Genomic DNA, 21,604 nt, shown 5'->3' on the forward strand with positions numbered 1-21,604 from the left:
CAGCGAGGCATTTGCCTGCTGCCATTTTTTATTTTTTGTTATGCGGGTAAGGGGACTTTGCCTGTTAAGAGGTCGTGCATTAGGCCAGCCTTTTGGGCTTTTAACTTGTTTAATGACGAAACTTCGCTCCAGATATAACTTTCCAAACTTTGTAATTTCGAGTTGATCAACTCAAGTTCAATAGCATCAGGCATTGGAATCATTAATTCTCTCATTGTCTGAATTCCTACCGCCGGCTGTGATGTTACGTTCACAATTTTATCTAATTGAGCCAACGTATATTGGGAAACCAAAACGTCACGAATATAGTGTCCTTTCATACCTGACTTGATTAACAACACATTGGCACTTAATGCAAATTCACCATCTTCTCTAATGACTTTAGGTTGCCCAATGGTGCCAATTTTCCCGAAAATTACATCGCCCATCTCTACTTTAAATCGGCTCTGCTGTTTTAGATATGCGTTACGACTTACTTTACGACACTTCTTAGCGTCAATACGTTCATCCCAGGTAAAGTCACCAACCCCTACATAAGGAATACCTTCTTTTACCTGTGGAGGCGTTCTGTGATCAGGTTGAGGGTCAATTACAGGAGCTATTTCTTCAAGCAAACCTATATCCCACTCCTTCGGCAACATCCCCAATCGCGTCTTGTGATAAAGCTCTGGCGCTTCTTCAAATGTTGGGCGAAGGGCTTTGGTTTCCGGGTCGACACCTCGGCTAAACAAATCTGCCATCATACCTTGCTTAATAGCAGTGTATTTGTCGATAAGGGCTTGAGTGGCATCGACTTCAGCGTTAATACATTGGATTATATCTGTAACTTTTTCGCCAACTCTACGATTCTTTGGCACAGGGATTTTCATTTCCGAAAGATCTTTTGCGCAAATAGCATCAAACGTTGAACCTTGAGCGCGACGATGAAGAAAACTAGCGGATATAGTGAACGCCTCCCTCAAATATGAAGCGGAGACAATATTACTTTTGACCGCTGCTAACCCCCGACCAATACAATAATCTTTGTCTGCAACATTTGTTGTACCAACTGGAGCTCTAACACTAACCAATAAGCTCCCTTCTTTAGCAACCTTCCCAGGAGAGGTACAAAAAACATCAGTCACAGGATAGCTACCTGTAAAGTCTCCACAACCTTGTAAGAAAGGGATGTATCTATCATCATCTGTATATGTTTCAGAGTCTGGCGATTGCCCCATCGTAATCGCAGCAATTTCCCCAAGCCGCACCCATTCAAAATCACTCATAACCCAGCTCCTTCATAAAGCCAGCCAGCTTATTTGCTTCCTGCTCTCGCTTAGCAGTGATGCTTTTTGCGGTAACTTGGTATTTGCGGTGTAGGTTCTCGATTGCAGCGATACGGTCAAGCAACAAGGCACGGACATAACTTTGGTATTGGCGATCCAACTCAGTTTTGAACCGGTCCAGAATCAACACTTTCGCCTGTTCTGGTGTGATTGCCGCTCGGGCAGCCTCAAGCAGTTCATCTCGGCATTTTTCTGTTTCCTTGATTTCCGCTTTCAGCTGTTTCAACTCATCTTCTAACGCTTTGTGTGCTGCCAGCTTGGCTTCAATCGCAGTTGCTTCAGCCGCAGCAACTGCACCTTTTCTCGCGTGCTCTTTGATCAGCTCAAGGTTATCTAACTGAACGCCAAGTTCATCCGCTAAGGCAAGAATCTCGCTATGGACTGCGAAGTTCATTTCTTTACCTGTCAGCCCTTTTGCAAAATCCCCTTGCTTAGTGCCTTTTGGCAGTTCTGCACTGTTTTTCAGCTGGATGAACGCATCTTTGATTTGTGCTTTCAGCACTGCCACGCAGGTTTTGATCGTCGCTTTGTGTTCTTTCAACTCATCTTTAAGCTGTTTAACATACTCAGACGGCAGCGCAGGGTTTTCATCGGTCGGCTCGTAGTCCTCTTCATCTGCTGCATCAACAAAGGCTTGTAGTTCACTGATACGCGCTTGCTTGCTCTCCAGCTCTTCCACCACATCCGCGCACTGGCTAGCAAACAGCACTTCGTCAGGGATAAGCTCAGCATTCCAGCCGCTTGCCGCAACAGATTTAAAATCTGCTTCCAACGTCTTAAACCAATCTGCCAATGCGCCACGCACCTTGTATTGGTTGAGCAGTTTGATCGGCATTAGGTGCTTTTCAATGGTGTTCAGAGATTCGCGGCGCAGAGCAAATACACCTTCATCACCGAGCTTTTTGTCGCCCAGAGCTTCAAAGCCCGCAAAGTCTTGTTTCCAATCATCCAACGCCACTTGAAAAGCCGCATGTTTTTTCAGTACTGCTGGGAAGTTTTCAATATGTGGCTTGAGCGATGACAGCGCTTCAAACTCATCGGAAAAATCTTGAAACTCGTTGTTAGCACGTGGAACGAACAGGCTTTCTTTCAACCCTGGGTAATCATTCCAAGTGCTTTGCAGCGCATCAACTTCTTTGGTTGGAATACCGCCATTTAAGTGCGCTTTAACGTTTTGAGGCTCAGGTGCTGGGCTGTTATCGACATAGCGGCGAATATTGAAGTTGTAGTCTTCACGCGCCAATTCATCTTTGTGTACCAGACGCGCATATTTTTCGACGCCTGGGTGCTTTTCATCTTCCAGCATGGCTTTATAGACGCTGGTGATTTTCTCAATATCTTCAGGGCGCAGGCTGTTTTGGTTTTTGCCTTCGCGATATTCTCGGTCGGCATTAATAAACAGCACCGACTCGCGGTTTTCACGTCCAGCTTTGTTGAGCACCAACACACAGGCAGGAATGCCCGTACCGTAGAACAAGCCTTGCGGCAGGCCAATCACGGCTTCAAGAATGCCGCGCTCAATGAAGTCTTGGCGACAAGTGCGCTCTTCTGCACCACGGAACAATACGCCATGAGGCATCACCACAGCAGCTTTACCGTTGGCTTTGAGCGAAGCCACCATGTGTTGCACAAACATCAAGTCCGCTTTCTTACCAGACTCTGGCATAAAGGTGTTGAAGCGTTCTTTGAGCTGCATATCCGCTTTCTTGTAGTTTTGTGAAAACGGAGGGTTGGCAATCACGCGATCGAAAGGACGCACTTCACCATCTTTGGTTCGGTGCAGTGGGGTGGCTAGCGTGTCACCATTTTCAATGTCTGCACCACCTGTTCCATGCAAGATCATGTTCATCTTACAGATAGACCAGGTGCCACCATTGTCTTCTTGGCCGAACAGGTGAATTTTCTTAACATTACCGCCCGTTTCCTGCACGTAGTTGCGACTTTGGATCAGCATACCGCCCGAACCACAGGTGGGGTCGTAAATCTCCATGCCTTCAGCAGGCTCAAGAATCTCCACCAGCAAGCGCACTACTTCGGCAGGGGTGTAGAACTCACCACCTTTTTTGCCTGCACTGTCGGCGAAGTATTTGATCAGGTATTCATAGGCAGCACCCAATAGATCGGGGAATTCGAAATCGTCATTTGAGAGAGGGATGCTGTCAAAGTGCTGAATAAATTCAACCAGACGCTCATCTGGGATGGGTTTTTTACCCACCTTACGGTTGAAGTTGATGTGCTTGAGCACGCCTTCCAAGCCTTTCTTGGTATTGCTCTCTTCCAATGCTTCCAGCGCTTTGTTTAGCCCTGAGCCAACATTTGTTTTTAAATGACGCAGATTTTCCCAACGCGCTTTGTCTGGTACGAAAAAACTAAACTGAGACGCTTTGCTAACGACAGTTTGGATAGCCGCGTCACTATGACCAGCTTTTTTTAACTCTTGTACTTTGGTTTCATAATCTTTATGAAACTGGTCAGACATACGTTTAAGAAATAGAATCCCGAAAATATATTCTTTGTATTCAGAAGCATCCATCTTGCCCCGCAGAATATCACAAGCTTCAAATAGCTTACGGGACAGTTTGTTAAGCGTCAGTTTTTGCATAATTTTCTCGATGATTGTGTTCAGCCAGTGCAGAACAGTTAAATTCGATAATGGATTAAAGATAGAGGGGCTTGGTTGCCAATAGGCTATTCAACCACACCTTTTTGCTTCTCTATCCAGGCTTCGAGATCTTCTCGTTTGAAGCGCCAAGAGCCCCCCCCAACTTTAAAGCCAGGTAACTTGCCTTCACTGGCAAGCCGGTAGGCCGTTTTTTCAGCAAGCTTTAAATACGCCACCACCTCTTTCAAGGTTAAGATTTGATCATTCATTTCAGCGTGTTAGCTCTAACCGATTTTGTTGATAAGTTTGATGGTGAGAGGATATGGGAAAGTTGGTGAATGGACAATGATATAGAAGGGGTATTGCCTCCCGCCACACAACTACTGTTCGCACACCAACCAAATATATTTGAACTCATATTTGTCCCACTAGCTCTCAAAAAACTCTTCATCAATGCGTTTAAGGTAAATCACCTGCTCATCACGGCTACCGATGTTGTACCGAAGCATCAGCTTGGCTAATTCTTTGCCATTTATAAGCACAATACGCATACCTAAATCTTTCGCGGTTTGAACAGCGGAGAGCGTGAAATCAGAGGTAGTGATAAAGATACCTTTCTGCGCCTTCTTGAGGTTTAGTGCACCAAAGAAATCACGAATATCACCAGAACTAACATTATTACCTTCTGCATAACGTTTAGCTTGAATGTAAACCTGGTCGACACCCAATGGATCTTGGTTGATGACTCCATCAACACCATTGTCACCACTTTTACCCAAGGTGTGAGCCATACCCTCCCCAGTACCGCCATACCCCATGGCAAGAAGCAGGTCTATCAGTAACTGTTCGAAAAATGCAGGGCTGACTTTGCGAGTCCGGGCGAGAATTTCCGAGGCGAGTGCATCATTGATTTGTTTGTAGGCCGCGCGAAGAACTTCGTCTGGCGTCGTTTCACTTTCGACATCCGCTAGGCTAGGTTCATCTTCTTTGTTTTGACTAGGGCTAATGAACGCAACAAATTCTTCGTATTGCTTTAAGAACCGCGTATCGATTACAACGCTTGGATTGCTAATCGCGTCGACACCACGAGGCGTTATCATGAAATGTCCACGTCGGGTAACTTCAATCAAACCCGCTTTTGATAAGTAAGTTCGCGCCCACCCTACTCGGCTATCAATAACGGTTTGCTTACCACTTGGTAGCTTTTCTTCACGCTCTTCTTCCGACAAACCGAAATGGTCAGCGAGCGCATTGATTGCATCTCGAAGTCTGAGTTCCTGTCCATTGGCCGCTTTGGCGACTTCCAGCAATGGACGCATAAAAGCTTGATAGCTTGGGATCATTAATTATGCCTAACATTAGAGTGCTACTAGCTGGCTCTGGGAATAGAAGAACCGAAGAAATCTGCACTGATAGTGATATCAAAAGAGTACGAAAAGGGCCTTCAATGAACAATATGCTAGGCACTTTTGTGCGTACTTTATCAACAACATTGATACTCTTTTCGATTTACCTAACTTCACCACAGCAGCACTAGACCAAAAAGCCTACCAATAAATAACAACAACGATTTCGCGTTACCGTATACCTTTCGTTATCCTTGTCCAGAAAATTGATTAAAGCCAATAAGCATTGCCTAAACCACCGTTACTCTGAGCGACCTATCAATAGCTCAGAAGTTACGAGTGAATGAAAAGCATTGAATTTGACAAAGCCGGAAGAATCAAGAGGCTCAACACACTTGCCAAACCTCTCAACGCCAATCACATAGAAAGTGCCTGTCGTCTCTTTAACGAAAAACAAGGCGACATCGAAAGTTATGCTCCATCAAAGGATTACGATCTAATAGTCCACGGCAGGCCTTACCCGCCAAAGGCGATTTTTGGTCTTGCCATGTCTGAGTTGCTTAATATCGAAGTTTCCTCAAAACACTTCACGGGTGGTGAGAAAAGCCCGTGTTTCAAAGTGCTCAGAAAGCTTGGTTATGAAGTGATTGCTAAAGAAAGAGACATGGAAAATGTCACTTTAGAACTTTATGGGCAATATAATCGCGAGGAGGTTTGTAAAGTATTCGCACCTGAGGCGAAATTTACAAAAGGTGCGGGTTCATGGGGGCTTTCGGGTATCGTCTCCAATGCCTCAAAAGAAGGCGATTTTGTTTTCTTTGTCACCTTAGAGCCAAGTCAGTCAAACACTTACGAAGATTTCATTACAGATGATGGCAAGTTAATTTGGTGGTCACAGAACCAGCACACACCCGAATCCTCTGTCATCAAACAATTAATCGCTCACGATGATAAAACAAACACTATCCACTTGTTCCTGAGAGCCAATAAGGAGGATGACTACACCTACCTAGGTCATCTTCTTTTCGATAACTGGGACACAACAACGAGCGAGCCAGTCAATATAAACTGGCAGTTTGAGAGCTGGCCGATCCCTAGCATGATTCAAAGAAGGATAGCGTTCGAAACTCATTCCGATACGCCAACGTTTACTTCATTAAACCCCGATAAAACCGTCATTAAGGAAGTGCCGATTGATGGCAACCTCTCCCCGTTTTACGCAGAAAGTGGCAGGAAGAGAAAAGCTGCCCAAGTTGACTGGGCTGAAAGAGATAAAAGAAACCGTGAGCTTGGAGATATTGGTGAACAAATCGTTTTAGAGATGGAACGAAAACACTTGGTATCAAGCGGAAAACCCGAACTTGCCGAGCGCATTCAGCATATGGCTTTAATCAATCCCAATGCAGGATATGACATTCTGTCTTTCGAACCTGACGGTACAGAGAAATTCATCGAAGTGAAAACCACAGAGGGAAGGCAGAACACTCAGTTTTTCATTTCGGATAATGAAGTGAGTGTCTCTCGGGATACACCTGAAAAGTATTGGCTTTACCGTTTGTACAACCTTAACCGCACCGAGAACACAGCGGATTATTATAAGCGAAAAGGCGCTATTGATGAGTTGTTCGACCTCAGGCCAACAAGCTACAGAGCATCACTCAAATAGCATTCAATTATCGAGGAATAGCTTTGCGCTGTTCCTCACCACTCCCCCCACCAGCCAGGAATTCTTAGCCCCGCCTCCAATCTGATACAAACCAACGAATCAGCAGTGCGCAAAAACACAGATCACGGCAACGCGCTCAAAGATAAGCTAGCTTTCACAAAATGGTAATGACAGGGATGATGTCGATGAAAGTGCTGTTTAGAAAATCCGTGTGTAAACCGTTTTGGGTGTTTGGCTTATTTTGCACCTCTTTACTTGTTGGCTGTCAGTCAACGGGAAGCACTAACTCCCCGAAAGAGAGTGCCCCCAAAGCATATGCTCCCTCCACGCCTGCCAGTGTAGAACAAGGCTATAACGATGCGCTGAATGTAATGGTTAATCGGTTTATCCGACGCTATTACAAGTCATCACTCGATACGCTCATTCCCCTGGCTAACAACCGCGAAAGTGTTGGGCAGGCTTTTTCTCGGCTTCTCTTCAATCTGGACCCCATCGGTGTGGTGTTAACGGATGAAGAGAAAAAGGCGTTTGAGGATCGATATCGCGATCTGTTCGTTTATCCCCTAAACCTTTCCACCAAAGAGGCTCAGGACTTTTACACCGACTATCGGGAAAAGGAAAACCTCGCCATTAGCGCGATGAAAACCTGGCTGGCCGAAAACGGGGCTGAGGTTTTAAAAAATGCACCAGACAATGCGCTGAGTTTTATCTCAGCAGACGATGGCGATCTGATAGACGACAGACGAGCAGCGTTCCTGACGTATAAGCTGGTCGCTATCAATGGGTTTACTGACAACCCGGCAGAGACGCTGCGCATTATTGAGGGGCAATTGGACTATCATCAGTCGAAAACTGACCGCGTCGACTTTTCCAACATCGGGCTGTTTATTGGCGCACTGCTTCCTCACTCAGTGACAGGTGTTCACTATGTTTCTGAAAAAGAGTATCAACAAACGACGCTTCCTCCCGTTCCGCACATTGGTGCGACGTTGGCGCAAAGGCCAGCGTGTTACTCCGTCACGAGTATTACCAACACATCCACCCTTAATGCGGGTTTAAGACCGCTGGACTGTATTGTCGGTGTGACGAAATCCGGGGAGTTTTCAACACTCACAGACAGCCATGCTGACAAGCTCCAAGATTTGCTCACGGGAATCAGCGGTGAAATGGTCACGCTCCATGTTCTGCGCAATAACGGGGAAAATATTACCTTCCTTGATATTTCTGTCCCATTGCAGTTGGACACACAGGCGGATTTCACCTCCAGTGAAAATGGTATCCAAACACAGGGCGTTGATTTCTCCCTGCTGAACATCGACGGCAAGCGTGTCGCTTACATTTGGATGGCTTACTTTTACGATGGTATCGCTGAGGCAACCGGAAAGTTTTTAGAAGCCAACAATCCCGAGCTTGTAGTGTTCGATCTAAGAGGAAACCAAGGCGGCGCTCTGCCAGAGATGACAGGTTTAGCGGGCCTGTTTCTTGGGGATGAAGATTTCGGTGTCTATTACGATGCCTTTGGCAGAAGTAAGCGCGTTTCTTCCGAGGCCAGCAAGGTATTCGATGGGAAAATGTTGGTGCTAACCGATGCACAGACAAATTCCGGCGGGGAAATATTGGCGGCTGGGATTCAAAGTTCCCCCGAATCGACGGTGATTGGCAAGCCAACTGCGGGCTCTCCCTTGGTGATTCAGTTCCGTTCACTTCACCATATCTACGACTTGTATGATGAGAAATTTGGATACATCAGTTATCCCGTTATGGAGTTTCGTCGGTTAGATGGCTCAAGGTTGAATGAGGGCGTAGTGCCAGATATTTCATGGGAGTCTGAGTTACTCAAACAGAGCCCTTACACGTTGCCATACAGAAACAAAGCGGACTTGGAGAAAGAGCTTCGTGAAGCCATCCGTATCAGTGGCTTCTCTCAATGAATATGGGTTAAAGGGGATTTAAGGGATCAGTAACATGGCGGACAGCCATTAAATCGCCGGAGCCGTCATCCGGCAGTAACCTATTGGTATTGCGAATTAAGCTGCTCGCGTTTTGATCGTAAAACTGGATGTTCCGGTTCATGGAAATGGCAGTTCTGGGTGGTTTATCAATTGTACTGTGTATGGCCTTTTATGCACGATGAATTGAGTCGAATCGCGATGGGGGGTTAGAAATGACAAAAGTGAACCAATAAACATTGATATCTAAGCAACTTTTCGCCCACTGGGCCATTTCTTACCCAAGTCTCGGGTAAACTTTCGCCCCACTTACTGCAAATTAAATATAAGCATCTGTATTTATTAATAATTAAGAATGGCATGAATTGTGTTTAGTCATATGTTCTTTTATCGCAATCTACTTCTATCGCAATCTAAAAGGACATTACGATGCCAACTCCTTGCTATATCGCCATCGAAGGTAAAACTCAGGGCAACATCACTGCTGGTGCGTTCACTGCAGACTCTGTCGGTAACATCTATGTGGAAGGCCACGAAGATGAAATGCTGGTTCAGGCGTTTGACCACATTGTGACTGTACCGACTGACCCACAAAGCGGTCAGCCTTCAGGCCAACGTGTCCACAAGCCGTTTAAGTTCACTGTGGCGCTGAACAAAGCGGTTCCTTTGATGTACAACGCACTGGCATCAGGCGAAATGCTGCCGAAGATTGAGCTTAAATGGTACCGTACCTCAGTAGAAGGTAAGCAGGAGCACTTCTTCTCGACCATTCTGACTGACGGCACCATCATCGATATCGATTGCAACATGCCTCATTGTCAGGACGCGGCAAAGAAAGAGTTCACCCAACTGGTGACTGTTTCTGTGGCGTATCGCAAGATTGACTGGGAACACACAGTTGCGGGTACTTCAGGTGCCGATGACTGGCGTGCACCGATTGAAGCATAAGGCTTCACTGCATAAAGCTGGGGGCGGTTGTCTCTCGGCTTTTTGACGTCACCCGCCCTTTGGCGGGTTTTGTCGTCAATCTATAAAGAACAATACTGCGATGCCCCTGAAGGGTTATCGATAGACCTGGCTAACAGGCTCTGATTGGGAAGATGTATGGCTACGGAAAGCGGTCTCCAATTTACTCTCACCGTCGAAGGCTTGCCCGATGACACCTTTGCTGTGCTTGAATTCTCGGGAGAGTCAGCGCTCTCTTCGCCCTATTTATATAAGGTCAAGCTAGCCAGCCGTCAGGATACCGTCTCCAAAGAGTCAGTCGTTGACCGCAATGTCACCCTGATGCTCTGGCGTGATGGGGAGCTGGTCCAGCTTATTCATGGCATTGCCCGCCGCTTCACTCGGGGAGATACCGGTTTTAGCCATACGTTCTACGGGTTAGAAATCGTCCCGGCTTTGTCGCGGTTATCCCTTCGTCAAAACAGCCGCATTTTTCAGCAACAATCTGCGCCCGAAATCATCAGTATCCTGCTTCAGGAAATGGGCATTGATGACTACGCCTTTTCATTGTCTGCCACGCCTGAAGTGCGTGAATACTGTGTTCAGTACCGCGAGACGGATTTAGCGTTTCTCCAGCGTCTTGCCGCGGAAGAAGGCATTTTCTATTGTTTTTTGTACGCCAAAGGCAAGCATACGGTGTTGTTCTCCGACGACACCCAGACCTTGCCTTCATCGGGGCAGGCTTTCCTCTACAACGCCAATGTAGGCGGTGTCAGTGACCAGCCCTTTGTGAAAGGCTGGCAGTATACGGCGCAAGCCCGCCCGTCTTCCGTCACGCTCAAAGATTACAGTTTCAAAAAGCCTGCCTACAGTTTTCTGCAAAACAAGGCCGGCACAGAAATGAGTTTCCAGCGCGGTACGTACGAACATTATGACTACCCCGGCCGCTTTAAAAGTGACAGCTCAGGAAAGCCGTTTACCCAATACCGCTTAGAGCATTTGCGCAGCGATGCACTGACCGCCACGGCATCAAGTCACATCATGCAGGTCGATGCCGGTCAGGTCTTTGAGCTGGAAGAACACCCTGATGGCGCCAATAACCGCGACTGGGTTGTGGTCAGCATGAAGTGTGAGGGCACGCAACCGCAGGCACTGGAAGAGCGTGGCGGTGAAGGCATGACCACCTTCCACAATACCTTTTCGGTGATCCCCGGCCATCGCCCCTGGCGACCCAAACCACAGCCCAGACCTTGTGTTCATGGTCCTCAAGTTGCCATTGTCACTGGCCCTGAAGGGGAAGAGATTTTCTGTGATGAACATGGGCGCGTTAAAGTCCAGTTTCCGTGGGACCGCTACGGCAACAGTGATGAAAACTCCAGCTGCTGGGTTCGTGTCTCCCAAAGCTGGGCGGGGGCGCAATACGGCATGATGGCGATCCCACGTATCGGCCATGAAGTGATTGTGTCTTTCCTTGAAGGCGATCCTGACCAACCGATCATCACCGGCCGCACCTATCACGCGACCAATGTGCCACCCTACCCGTTGCCTGCCAACAAAACCCGCACCGTGCTCAGAACGGAAACCCATCAGGGTGAAGGCTTCAATGAACTGCGCTTTGAAGATCAGGCTGGGCAGGAAGAAATCTATGTGCATGCCCAGAAGGACATGAACCTGCTGGTGGAAAATGATCGCAAAGACAACATCAAGCATGATCTTCATGTTGATGTCGAAAACGAGCGTTTTTCTCATATCAAAGTGGATGACCACCTGACCGTCGACGGACAAAGCAAGACGCATGTCAAAGGTGACAAAACCGTGGTCACCGACCAGTCTTTCCACATTAAGGCCGGCACCGCGGTGCTGAGTGAAGCTGGCGTAGAAATCCACCATAAAGCCGGTCAGAAAGTAGTCATGGAAGCCGGCACGGAAATCACCCTGAAAGTAGGCGGTAACTTCGTCAAAATCGACCCTGCTGGCGTGCATATTGTCGGCACTGCTGTGAACCTGAACTCGGGCGGTGCTGCAGGCTCAGGCTCTGGGTTTGGTGGGGCGATGCCGGTCATGCCGAATGGGGTGACTGCGCCGAAAGCGCCTGAGGAAATACAGCCAAATTTTGCCACTGCGCTGCTTTATGCCGCAGAAGCTCATGTACCTATTTTGCCACTTTGTGGCCAACAAAGTGATGGCACCTGCACACTGGGGAATGATTGTCGATGCAAACCGTAACCTCAGGAGACTTGGTTGAGGAAACAAGCAAAACGTCCCGCTTGGTATTGTTGTTGGACACGCCCTGTTTTGACGAGAACGAGCGTTACCAACTGTTAGAAAGTACAACCAATTATCCACTGTTCACGGGTACACCCTTTGCGTCGATGCTCCATGTGTCACCTCATCTCATCGAATTGGGCGCAGAACATCAAGCTCTGCTTGAAGCCTGTCTGGAAAAACGTTCGGGTTGCATTGTTGTCAGTGATGAACCACTGAAAGACATGCAACAAGCACTTGCAAAGCAGCTGGTGGTAAAAAGTGCTGTCCATGGTGTCAGTTATCTGCGGTTTTATACCCCAATGGTCACCCGTGCCATGATTGACGATAGTATCAACCCTGATCCAACCTGGCCCATCGGGGAGGGAGTCTACCTTCCTGATCTAAAAGGAAAAAAATGGCAACCCATTGATTTTTCAAACGTCCGCTCAAGCATAACCGAACAAACTACAGAGTCATTGGAGCAGCAAATTCAAATCTTTCGAATGGCATACTCTTTAGGCGAAACACCGGAATGTCAGGCCCTAACAGAGGATGAACTACATCGCTTTGCCACCGCTATCGTCTGTTTTCACCAGTTACCTGATTTCTCGTTCAAAGCACTGGTAGCATGGCAAGCTTATTTGATGGAGCATCATCATGATTTTTCTGATATTTGTTGGCACACCTTTTTCAAAGCAACAAAAAGCATCCCCGAGGCAATGGAAGCTGCCAAGCAAGTTGTCATAAATAAAAACACGCCAGCGTTGGGAGAATAATAAATGGACAAGCCCACGGTCATCGAACTGCCTGAGTCGCCCTCTATCCCTACAAGGGGAGCGTGCCCCATTGCGCCGCTTCCGCCGAAAGTGTGCGCGCCCGATAAAACGCCAGTTAAATACCACGACATTATCTATATCGTGAACAGCCACGCCTTCTATTTGCTGACCGAAGAAGCGTGCAGCTACATTCAAACCGCAGAAGATAAACTGGCAGGCGTGAAAGGCAGCGATCACAAAGCAAAAGCGCTTTCAGGTATTTCGCAAGGGTTTACCATCGCCGCAATTCCCGAGTTTCTCTCTCAGCAAGATAAGGCGCGCTACGACGAGATCCTCTCCTTACTGGAGCAACCATTGCCTAGAGGAAGGGCAGAGTTGCTTACTGAATCCCGTAAACGTCACGGGTATTACATCGAGCAAAGAGCTTTAGAAGACAAAGCCATCGATATCGCCACCGACAAGAAGCATGGCTACACCTACAACAAAGGGCAGTTGTTTACACCGAGAGAAAGCAAAATTCAGTCTCTGCTAAAAGCCTATGACGCTGCTAAGAAAGCTTTTGCAAAAAACAAAGATATACCGCCAGATGACCAAGTAGCCGCGCTTAAAAAAGCACTGGAAGCGCACAAAGCATTCATCACCCAGTACGCACCCCATATGCTCTGGCCGGACCCCATGAACTACATCGAGGCCGAAAAACAACTGGCTGAAAAAAGTAGTTCGCTGCACAGGCTTTCAAATTGCATCACCGACCTTCAAGCCTTAGGCGTGGCCGTCCCCGAGTGCGCATTATCACTGAGTGGTGGAGACGGCATGGCCGTGTTAGCGCAATACTTTGCCCTGAGAAAGGAAGAAGAAACGCTGGAAGATGCATTACGCCAGCGTCTGAAAACCTTGGCAAAAGCAGCGGATTACCGGAACATCCCCCCCTCGTCCATCTTGAAAGACGAATATGAAAAACTGAAAGTTCTGCAAAAAGAGGCCAACCGTCTTTATAACCTGGCGCATCAGTTGGCGTCACAGCATCAGCTCTTACTTGTCTGGGATGTGACCGATTACAAAGAAAAGCCTGTACAACAACTGGTGAAAGATGACTTTCCCCTGCGCGAGTTTCTACTCGGCGCGCCAAAACCGGGGGCAGAGACAGCGCCCTCCGCACAGCTTCGCTACATGAGCTTGGCCGATATCCCACACCAGAGCGAGGCCGGTCAGCCAGTGAATGTCAGCTTCACCTCCCGACAAGACAGCGACAGCGCTTTTCAGCGCATTCTCAACCAAGGGCTGGCTACTCCGCTTAAGATTGAAAGTAAGTGGTTTGACGAGCATGGCCTGTTTCACCCTGATGCCTTCCATGCCGCCCTTGCAAAGCAAAACATCGAAGTCGCGAGCCTTCAGGCAGATCCCAGTGTATGGAATGATGCCGTGAGAGGCGTGGTGTATCGAGACTTTATCAAAAAACGGCTAGACCCTTTTGATAGCAGTTATCAGGCGCAATACTTCAGGTTCAGTACTCAACAGGGCAAAGGTGAAATTGGCCGGGTCTCGAATTATACCTATGAGAAAATAATCGATTACACCGGTACAACCAAGACAGGTGAACAATCTGATGAATCACTCAAAAGTGTCCACAAGGTTGAAGCCAAATACACACTGGCGGCTGCACGGGGAGAGCTGAACCTGATAGGTGCCGCTACCGGGAAGCCTTATCTCTCCTTCCCGGAAGAGTCAGAGATAAAACAGAATAAAGAGCTCGTGCTGACACTGGAAGCGCGCGACAAAAGCGCAGGTAAAACCTTTTCTTTTCCCTTTAAACCCGGCTTACTGCGAACGCGGCTTTACCTCAAGGCTTACGGATTTGCAGGGGCAAGCTTAGCCAGCGAGCAAAACATATCGCTAACCCCAGAAGGGCTAAAACCTTTCACTACCCTAAAAGACAAAGAGGTCAAACTCAGCTTAGAAGCCAATGTCGGGGTAGAAATGGCCTGTTATCTGGATTGGTTTTTGCCAAGCAGTGTCGATGACGGTATCGGCGTGCCAGATTTCATTGTGCCTAAAGATGTAAAAATGCTGACCACCCTCAAGGGCAGTCTCGGGGCCGAGGTGGGTGCTGAGGTCAGCCACTTGGTGCCGCTCTCCCTGCGCTATGTGAAAGAAAAGCTTTATCTGCGCTTTCAGGTGGGCCATGCAGCCAAACTGGTGATAGACGGGGAAATCATGCCAGAGGCAATAGGCGCATGGGTGTGGCAATTCCAGCGTATATTGCGTCAGGCTAACTACCACCCCGTGAACATTGCGGATGATGAAACCTTTCAGGCGCTATCCACCTTCAGCCGCGCCTGTTTGCTTTCACAAATGCAGGTGGGTTTGTTCCTGGCCAAAGGCAAAGACAGCTGGGACAAAATCATGACGATATTCCAAAGCAGCCCCGCGCCTATCGTGGCCCATGTCTTCACCATTGGCAATGAAGAGGCCATGAAACCCTGGATTCAGATGATGGTGCCGGAAGGACTCGCCCCTTTGATTGAGACGCTGCTGACAGAGCCAGAGGCGTTTACAATTGATGACCGACAAGGCGCTGGCGAAAAAGCAGATTACAGCAGCGAAGATGTCCTCGCCATGCAACAAATCGCGCTAATGAAAATCTTTATGTGGCTGCATAACATCTGGGCGAGATACCCAACACAGCGCCAGCCGGTATTGCGGCAAGTAGAAGAGGCGTTAAGCCGTTTAACGCGACACCACGAACTAAAAGCGCAGCGGGAGCTTGATTTTGTGCTCAATTGTGACCGGGTGGAAGCAATGATGAATCAATCAGTGAATATAAATGATAAAAGCAATAGCGGCGTCCTCAATGCTTACCTCGACGTTCGGCCAGTATTTCAAACCTATCATTTTCGCGATTTGACTATCGCCCAATACAAAAGTATTAAACAGCGTGAAGATGAACTCCGAAATGAAGTATTTGCCGACCTGCAACGACAATTTGATGGCAAAATACGCATTTAGCCTTAACCATTGTCTGAAAAAGAGGACGCCATTTACTATGCCCAAGTCTGTTAAACCTGTAACGAGAAATCTTTGGGTGCTGTTGATACTCATGCTGACAGCGTTATCCCCAGCCAAGGCCGAGACGCTCACCGCAGCCCAAGCCTACGAAAAAGGCAAAATCCTCCATTTTCAGGATAAGTTCGAGGAAGCTGAGCCTTACTTATTACAGGCAGGGCAAGGAGGATATGCAGCAGCCTACTATTTGATTGCGGGCGCAGAGCCTATCAATAGATTTATGATGAGCGAGAGAGAGTACAAATACTTAACGCTTGCAGCAAAAGAAGGTCACTTATTAGCAATGCTGGTTTTAACGCGAGATAGAAGCCTAGCACCTTCAAGCGAAAAGAGCAGTTGGCGACAATCATTGAAACAGATACTCGCACCTCATGTTGAGAAAAAAAACCCATTTGCAATGGCATTGAAAGCGCGTATGCACAGCAACGACCAAGATACTTATGATGCATACACGACCAAGGCTGCAGAAGCGGGTTATCCAACCTCCCAATATTATTTGGCAACGAGATATAGGAACGGTCGTGGCTGGTTTCTCCTCCCCGGAAGCCGAGAAAAAGAAGTCGCAAAGCTTTTCGAGGCTGCTGCGCGCGGGGGGTATCACGAGGCGATTATGTACAAAGGCTTTACCACGATTTCCGGCGGTGACATTGACACTGGCATGGCGGTATTAACATCGCTGGTTGACAAGGGAGATGCACAGGTGCTTTCTGGTCTTGGCATTCGCCTGTCAGGTATTGGCAAGGAGTACATCAAAAGCTGGACTTACTTTGACAAAGTCAAAGGCACGGTATTATTAAAATCACTTGCCTTGTCTACATCTCCGAAATTCGACGATGCTTACCAAAACTTCTCAGACCGCGCCTGGGCAACACTCACCGATGAAGAAAAAGCACAGGTCGACAAACTCACAGAAGAATACCTAAATAACCACACCGTCTACAAACAAGACGGCCTTGATGAATACGAATATACGGTTGATAACCTTCACACTGCCCTTGAGCGCTGGGGCGGCAATGCGATTGAGTAACTATGGGGTAAGAGAGCTGACCTAGCACACAGTACTTATGATCATGACCGTCCAAGCCTTACTGACCTATGCAATTGTCTTGTCACTACTGACATTGTCAGTTATGCAACCCGCAGTTGCAGAGACACTAACCGCCGCCCAAGCTTACGAAAAAGGGAAAGTCCTGCATTTTCAGGATAAATTTGAGGAGGCTGAGCCTTACTTATTACAGGCAGGGCAAGGAGGATATGCAGCAGCCTACTATTTGATTGCGGGCGCAGAGCCTATCAATAGATTTATGATGAGCGAGAGAGAGTACAAATACTTAACGCTTGCAGCAAAAGAAGGTCATTTATTAGCAATGCTGGTTTTAACGCGAGATAGAAGCCTAGCACCTTCAAGCGAAAAGAGCAGTTGGCGACAGTCATTGAAACAGATACTCGCAACTCATGTTGAGAAAAAAAAACCATTTGCAATGGCATTGAAAGCGCGTATGCACAGCAACGACCAAGATACTTATGATGCATACACGACCAAGGCTGCAGAAGCGGGTTATCCAACCTCCCAATATTATTTGGCAACGAAATATAGGAACGGTCGTGGCTGGTTTTTCCTCCCCGGAAGCCGAGAAAAAGAAGTCGCAAAGCTTTTCGAGGCCGCTGCGCGTGGGGGGTATCACGAGGCTTTGATTCACCAAGCTTATGAACTCATTACTTCGGGAAACAAAGTAGAAGAGGGACTGGGTGTGCTGGACATGCTTGTTCAAAAAGGGGATGCACAAGCACTTTCATTCTTTGGCAGTTTGTTTTCACACACCTTTTTTAATCATCCGAATGAGTGGACACTTAAGGATAAAGTTAAAGGCGGGTTGTATTTGAGCGCACTGGCAAAGTCCATGTCACCAAGCAGCGGTAATGGTGTTTACAAAGACAAATATGAGCGCTTGCTGAAAGTGCTCACCGATGAAGAAAAAGCACAGGTCGACAAACTCACAGAGGAATACCTCAGCAACCACACCGTCTACGAACAAGACGGTCTTGATGAATACGAATATACGGTTGATAACCTTCACACTGCCCTTGAGCGCTGGGGCAGTAATGCGAATGAGTAACTATGGGGCAAGAGAGCTGACCTAGCACACAGTACTTATGATCAAGACCGTCCAAGCCTTACTGACCTATGCAATTGTCTTGTCACTACTGACATTGTCAGTTATGCAACCCGCTGCTGCTGAGACGCTCACCGCCGCTCAAGCCTATGAAAAAGGGAAAACCCTCCATTTTCAGGACAAGTTTGAGGAGGCTGAGCCTTACCTATTATATGCTGGGGAAGGTGGGTATGCGGCCGCATATTATTTGATTGCAAATGCGGGCCACTTTAATCGTTTCGCGATGAGCGAGAGGGAGTATCAATATATTAAGCTTGCGGCAGAAAAAGGGCACCTTCTAGCACAAATTGGCATGATCAGTACTCGAAGTCATGCTCTTGAACAAGAAAAACAACAATGGAGAACAAAATTCTTTGATGTGGTTAACCCTGAAATAAATAAAGGAAATCCGCTAGCATACGAACTGAAATCCAGGTTATACGTCCTCACAGAAGACTATTTCGATCTTTTATCCGATTCAGCTTACGCGGGTTATCCTTCTGCACAATGGGAAATGGCACGACGTTTTAGGATGGGTGACGGTTGGTTTTTCCTCCCCGGAAGCCGAGAAAAAGAAGTCGCAAAGCTTTTCGAGGCTGCTGCGCGCGGGGGGTATCACGAGGCGATTATGTACAAAGGCTTTACCACGATTTCCGGCGGTGACATTGACACTGGCATGGCGGTATTAACATCGCTGGTTGACAAGGGAGATGCACAGGTGCTTTCTGGTCTTGGCATTCGCCTGTCAGGTATTGGCAAGGAGTACATCAAAAGCTGGACTTACTTTGACAAAGTCAAAGGCGCGGTATTATTAAAATCACTTGCCTTGTCTACATCTCCGAAATTCGACGATGCTTACCAAAACTTCTCAGACCGCGCCTGGGCGACACTCACCGATGAAGAAAAAGCACAGGTCGACAAACTCACAGAAGAATACCTAAATAACCACACCGTCTACAAACAAGACGGCCTTGATGAATACGAATATACGGTCGATAACCTTCACACAGCTCTTGAGCGCTGGGGTGGCAATGCGATTGAGTAGCTATGGGGCAAGAGACCTGACAGAGCTCAAGCCCAAAGCGGGGATACCCGCAAATTTTTAATGCCGATATCATCAAGTGATTGCAATAGTTCAACAATAATATTTCTCATCATATTGTCAGTGACTCTCTAGCCACTGGCATTCTTTCTGCTTAAAGCAGTGTCATGAACCCCTTAACCTAAATAAATCACTGATTGAATCCGGTCATTCGAACAGTAGAGGATTCGCTTATGCGAACTTGAAGTCGATACCCAATCGTTTCCAATGCTTCTTCAAAGCGTCTTTATGCTCAGTATCCATGGGGAGTTTTTGAAGCATTTCAGGCCAGTCTTTCCGAGCTAAGTTCATCACATCAATCAGGTGTGGCTTAATCGCAACCCATGGCACTCCTGCTTTCTTGGCCCAAAATTCAAAATGCTCCATGGTGATTTCAAACCAATTTCTGGTACCTACCATGTTCAACGCAAGGCTGTCATTTTCAATATACGGAGAGGTGAATACCACGTCATAAAGGGGCGATAAGCGCGGGGAGTAGGCATCGCTATAAATCAACGTCCAGTTTTTAAGGTGTGCATCGCCGTTTCCTAGCAAGATGTTAATCAGTAGCCTTCTTGCCATCTGCTGAATATCTTTCAAGCGTTCAGAGCTAGATTGATAGAGCACGTTGCCTAGTTGCTCGTAGTTAACCCTTTGATATTTATCCGATGGATAAAGGCCAAACACTTGAGCAAAATCTTCCGTATGTATTCGCCCCTTCTCATTGCGGTCAAACCGCTTGATGCCATAGGCATATTGCTCATCCGGTAGTTTGATACTGGGCAGTCCCTCAAGCTCATTCAGTTTGATTAGCCGAATCTCCGGAATATCTGCCCCCGCCGCTTCAGCTAATCTCATGCAGGTATATTCATTGACGGGAACACCTTGGTGAACAGTTGAAGGGGTTTTTATAATCCACATATCGTCAGAAATTTCCTGATCGATATGGTATCGGCCATCTAGGTGTGATGAGGAAAACTTCATCTGAACGCCAGCTAATGAAAACTTGGTATCCGCATGTTTCACTTTGATTTGCTGCGGCTCTGTCGATAATCGCTGCTCTAGTGCCCAGGCAGGTAAACCACCTGCTTTTATCGGCTTAGCGATGATTGCGCCTGGCAAGTTAGCGCCTAAATAAGCAAGGATTGAGAATTCGTTGTTTACGTGGCATTGGAACGCTTTGGCTGTCAGTTCTCTCAATGCTCCTTCTGGCAGCAGGTTGGACAATACAGGTGGGATTTTGTCGGTCCGGATCTGAGGCTTACTTAAATAATCAGGATCGCGCAGTTGCCTCAAGGTAAAAACAGGTCGTTTATCAGCTGACATCGCAGCAAATTCGGGATTGAAGGTCAGTATATTTTTCCCACCAGCATAATGCGCAATCACAGCCACATCGATACCGTGTAGTTGAATGTTTAGACCTTCAACTTTTTCGATTTGCCTGCTCATGCTCCATCCCCGGAACCAAACCAAAAATCCAGGTCATCTGAGTCATCCGCTAGCTCATTTTTGCCTATGCCAAGTGTGCTTTGACTATCTGCTACCGTTTCGACTGAGGAAGGTGCCGCTTTCCTTCCCTTAGGCACTATCGAGAGTTCCAAATCCAACCCTTCCAGCACTCTGAGTAAGGTCGAAAGTTTCACGTCATTACCGGCTTCAATGCGTTGATACTGTTGCTGCTTCATGCCGATTCGCATGTACATATCTTTTTGCTCGATACCCAGCTTTTTACGTTGCTCAATGAACAACGCTGCAATTTCATCAATATTCTTCACCACACACCTCAAACAACTCTATCGTTGTACCAGCTGCAATAAACAACACATTAGTTGTAAAAGGCTCAGATAACAACTTTAATGTTGTATATCATGTTACGAACAGCTCAGAAGTTGTGGCTACCAGCCTCTCTCGAGTTTCATGAAAAGCGTCCCTGCTGTCGACCAAAATGACATTATCAATACTCCGGGGAGCGCGGATTGGCGGGTAGCCATGAATACCGTAAAGCACCACATCACGGGCGGTGGTTCCGACAATGAAATAAGGTACGCCAAGCCCGTTGATGATCCGCACCAGGCTATAAAGCGCATGCTCAAACTGCGGGTTAAGGGAGTGAGTGAATGTATAGGTATGGGTTATTTAAGATCTCTGCACAAACCAAAACCCGGAGGCAGCAGCACTGGGAACTGGAAAGAGGCAACCCCGTGAAAGTCTTCAAAGGGTCCGGTTTTACGCCCTCTTAATTCGGAAATACAAAGGTTTATCTTCGTTATCCCTGATCGGGGATAAACCTTATTTTATACCCACTTGGGGATAAGAGTTGATGTTAGCCGCTCAAATATCAACCAAAACGCACGATTTAATTAAGCCTCAGTTTAATGAGTAACTAATCACTCATTAAGTGTTTATTGCTAATATTACGAGTAACTATCTACTCGTTTTTTGCGCAGCGGC

The 21,604-nt window shown here is 47.3% G+C and carries 15 protein-coding genes; 9 read left to right on the forward strand and 6 right to left on the reverse strand.

What is annotated here, in order from left to right:
* Positions 1 to 38: 38 nt before the first annotated feature.
* From VP504_RS07735 to VP504_RS07750, 4 genes are all read right to left on the reverse strand, one after another.
* Complete coding sequence (locus tag VP504_RS07735; RefSeq protein WP_325893703.1) at positions 39 to 1,265, reverse strand: restriction endonuclease subunit S; 1,227 nt, start codon at positions 1,263 to 1,265, stop codon at positions 39 to 41.
* Positions 1,258 to 3,927 carry a type I restriction-modification system subunit M gene (locus VP504_RS07740; protein WP_325893705.1) on the reverse strand — a complete coding sequence of 890 codons (2,670 nt, stop codon included), beginning with the start codon at positions 3,925 to 3,927 and terminating at the stop codon, positions 1,258 to 1,260. Before VP504_RS07740 ends, VP504_RS07735 begins: the two co-directional genes overlap by 8 nt.
* A gap of 86 nt (positions 3,928 to 4,013) precedes the next feature.
* Positions 4,014 to 4,196 (reverse strand): helix-turn-helix transcriptional regulator, encoded by a 183-nt coding sequence (locus VP504_RS07745; RefSeq protein ID WP_325893707.1) that lies wholly within the window; start codon positions 4,194 to 4,196, stop codon positions 4,014 to 4,016.
* A 159-nt stretch (positions 4,197 to 4,355) separates the two neighbouring features.
* Positions 4,356 to 5,270, reverse strand: coding sequence for a restriction endonuclease (locus VP504_RS07750; protein ID WP_325893708.1), 915 nt, complete (start codon positions 5,268 to 5,270; stop codon positions 4,356 to 4,358).
* 346 nt (positions 5,271 to 5,616) lie between these two features.
* Here VP504_RS07750 and VP504_RS07755 point away from each other — a divergent pair, with 346 nt between their 5' ends.
* The 9 genes from VP504_RS07755 (at position 5,617) to VP504_RS07795 (ending at position 19,117) form a co-directional block, all read left to right on the forward strand.
* The gene (locus VP504_RS07755; RefSeq protein ID WP_325893710.1) at positions 5,617 to 6,939 is read left to right on the forward strand and encodes a DUF3427 domain-containing protein; all 1,323 of its coding nucleotides are present in this window, start codon (positions 5,617 to 5,619) and stop codon (positions 6,937 to 6,939) included.
* 185 nt (positions 6,940 to 7,124) lie between these two features.
* Positions 7,125 to 8,870, forward strand: a complete 1,746-nt coding sequence (locus VP504_RS07760; protein ID WP_325893712.1) for a S41 family peptidase — start codon at positions 7,125 to 7,127, stop codon at positions 8,868 to 8,870.
* 447 nt (positions 8,871 to 9,317) lie between these two features.
* Positions 9,318 to 9,836 carry an Hcp family type VI secretion system effector gene (locus VP504_RS07765; protein ID WP_062705145.1) on the forward strand — a complete coding sequence of 173 codons (519 nt, stop codon included), beginning with the start codon at positions 9,318 to 9,320 and terminating at the stop codon, positions 9,834 to 9,836.
* Positions 9,837 to 9,992: 156 nt separating this feature from the next.
* Positions 9,993 to 12,059 carry a type VI secretion system Vgr family protein gene (gene tssI / locus VP504_RS07770; RefSeq protein WP_325893713.1) on the forward strand — a complete coding sequence of 689 codons (2,067 nt, stop codon included), beginning with the start codon at positions 9,993 to 9,995 and terminating at the stop codon, positions 12,057 to 12,059.
* Entirely contained in the window at positions 12,047 to 12,856 is an 810-nt protein-coding gene (locus VP504_RS07775) for a DUF4123 domain-containing protein (protein WP_325893715.1), read from the forward strand. Before tssI ends, VP504_RS07775 begins: the two co-directional genes overlap by 13 nt.
* 3 nt (positions 12,857 to 12,859) lie before the next feature.
* A complete protein-coding gene (locus VP504_RS07780) occupies positions 12,860 to 15,862 on the forward strand; it encodes a hypothetical protein (RefSeq protein WP_325893716.1) in 3,003 nt (1,000 codons plus the stop codon).
* A 37-nt stretch (positions 15,863 to 15,899) separates the two neighbouring features.
* Complete coding sequence (locus VP504_RS07785; protein WP_325893718.1) at positions 15,900 to 16,946, forward strand: hypothetical protein; 1,047 nt, start codon at positions 15,900 to 15,902, stop codon at positions 16,944 to 16,946.
* 43 nt (positions 16,947 to 16,989) lie between these two features.
* Positions 16,990 to 18,036, forward strand: a complete 1,047-nt coding sequence (locus tag VP504_RS07790; protein WP_325893719.1) for a hypothetical protein — start codon at positions 16,990 to 16,992, stop codon at positions 18,034 to 18,036.
* Between the two features lie 37 nt (positions 18,037 to 18,073).
* On the forward strand, positions 18,074 to 19,117 hold the full coding sequence (locus tag VP504_RS07795; protein ID WP_325893720.1) for a hypothetical protein: 1,044 nt from the start codon (positions 18,074 to 18,076) through the stop codon (positions 19,115 to 19,117).
* A 228-nt stretch (positions 19,118 to 19,345) separates the two neighbouring features.
* On the opposite strand, the gene VP504_RS07800 is transcribed toward VP504_RS07795, so the two are convergent.
* Both VP504_RS07800 and VP504_RS07805 read right to left on the reverse strand, forming a co-directional pair.
* Positions 19,346 to 20,602, reverse strand: coding sequence for a type II toxin-antitoxin system HipA family toxin (locus VP504_RS07800; protein WP_325893722.1), 1,257 nt, complete (start codon positions 20,600 to 20,602; stop codon positions 19,346 to 19,348).
* Complete coding sequence (locus tag VP504_RS07805) at positions 20,599 to 20,928, reverse strand: helix-turn-helix domain-containing protein (RefSeq protein ID WP_325893724.1); 330 nt, start codon at positions 20,926 to 20,928, stop codon at positions 20,599 to 20,601. The genes VP504_RS07800 and VP504_RS07805 overlap by 4 nt, the downstream gene beginning before the upstream one ends.
* Positions 20,929 to 21,604: the final 676 nt, after the last annotated feature.

The organism is Grimontia sp. NTOU-MAR1 (genome assembly GCF_035758505.1).
Lineage (GTDB): Bacteria > Pseudomonadota > Gammaproteobacteria > Enterobacterales > Vibrionaceae > Enterovibrio > Enterovibrio marinus.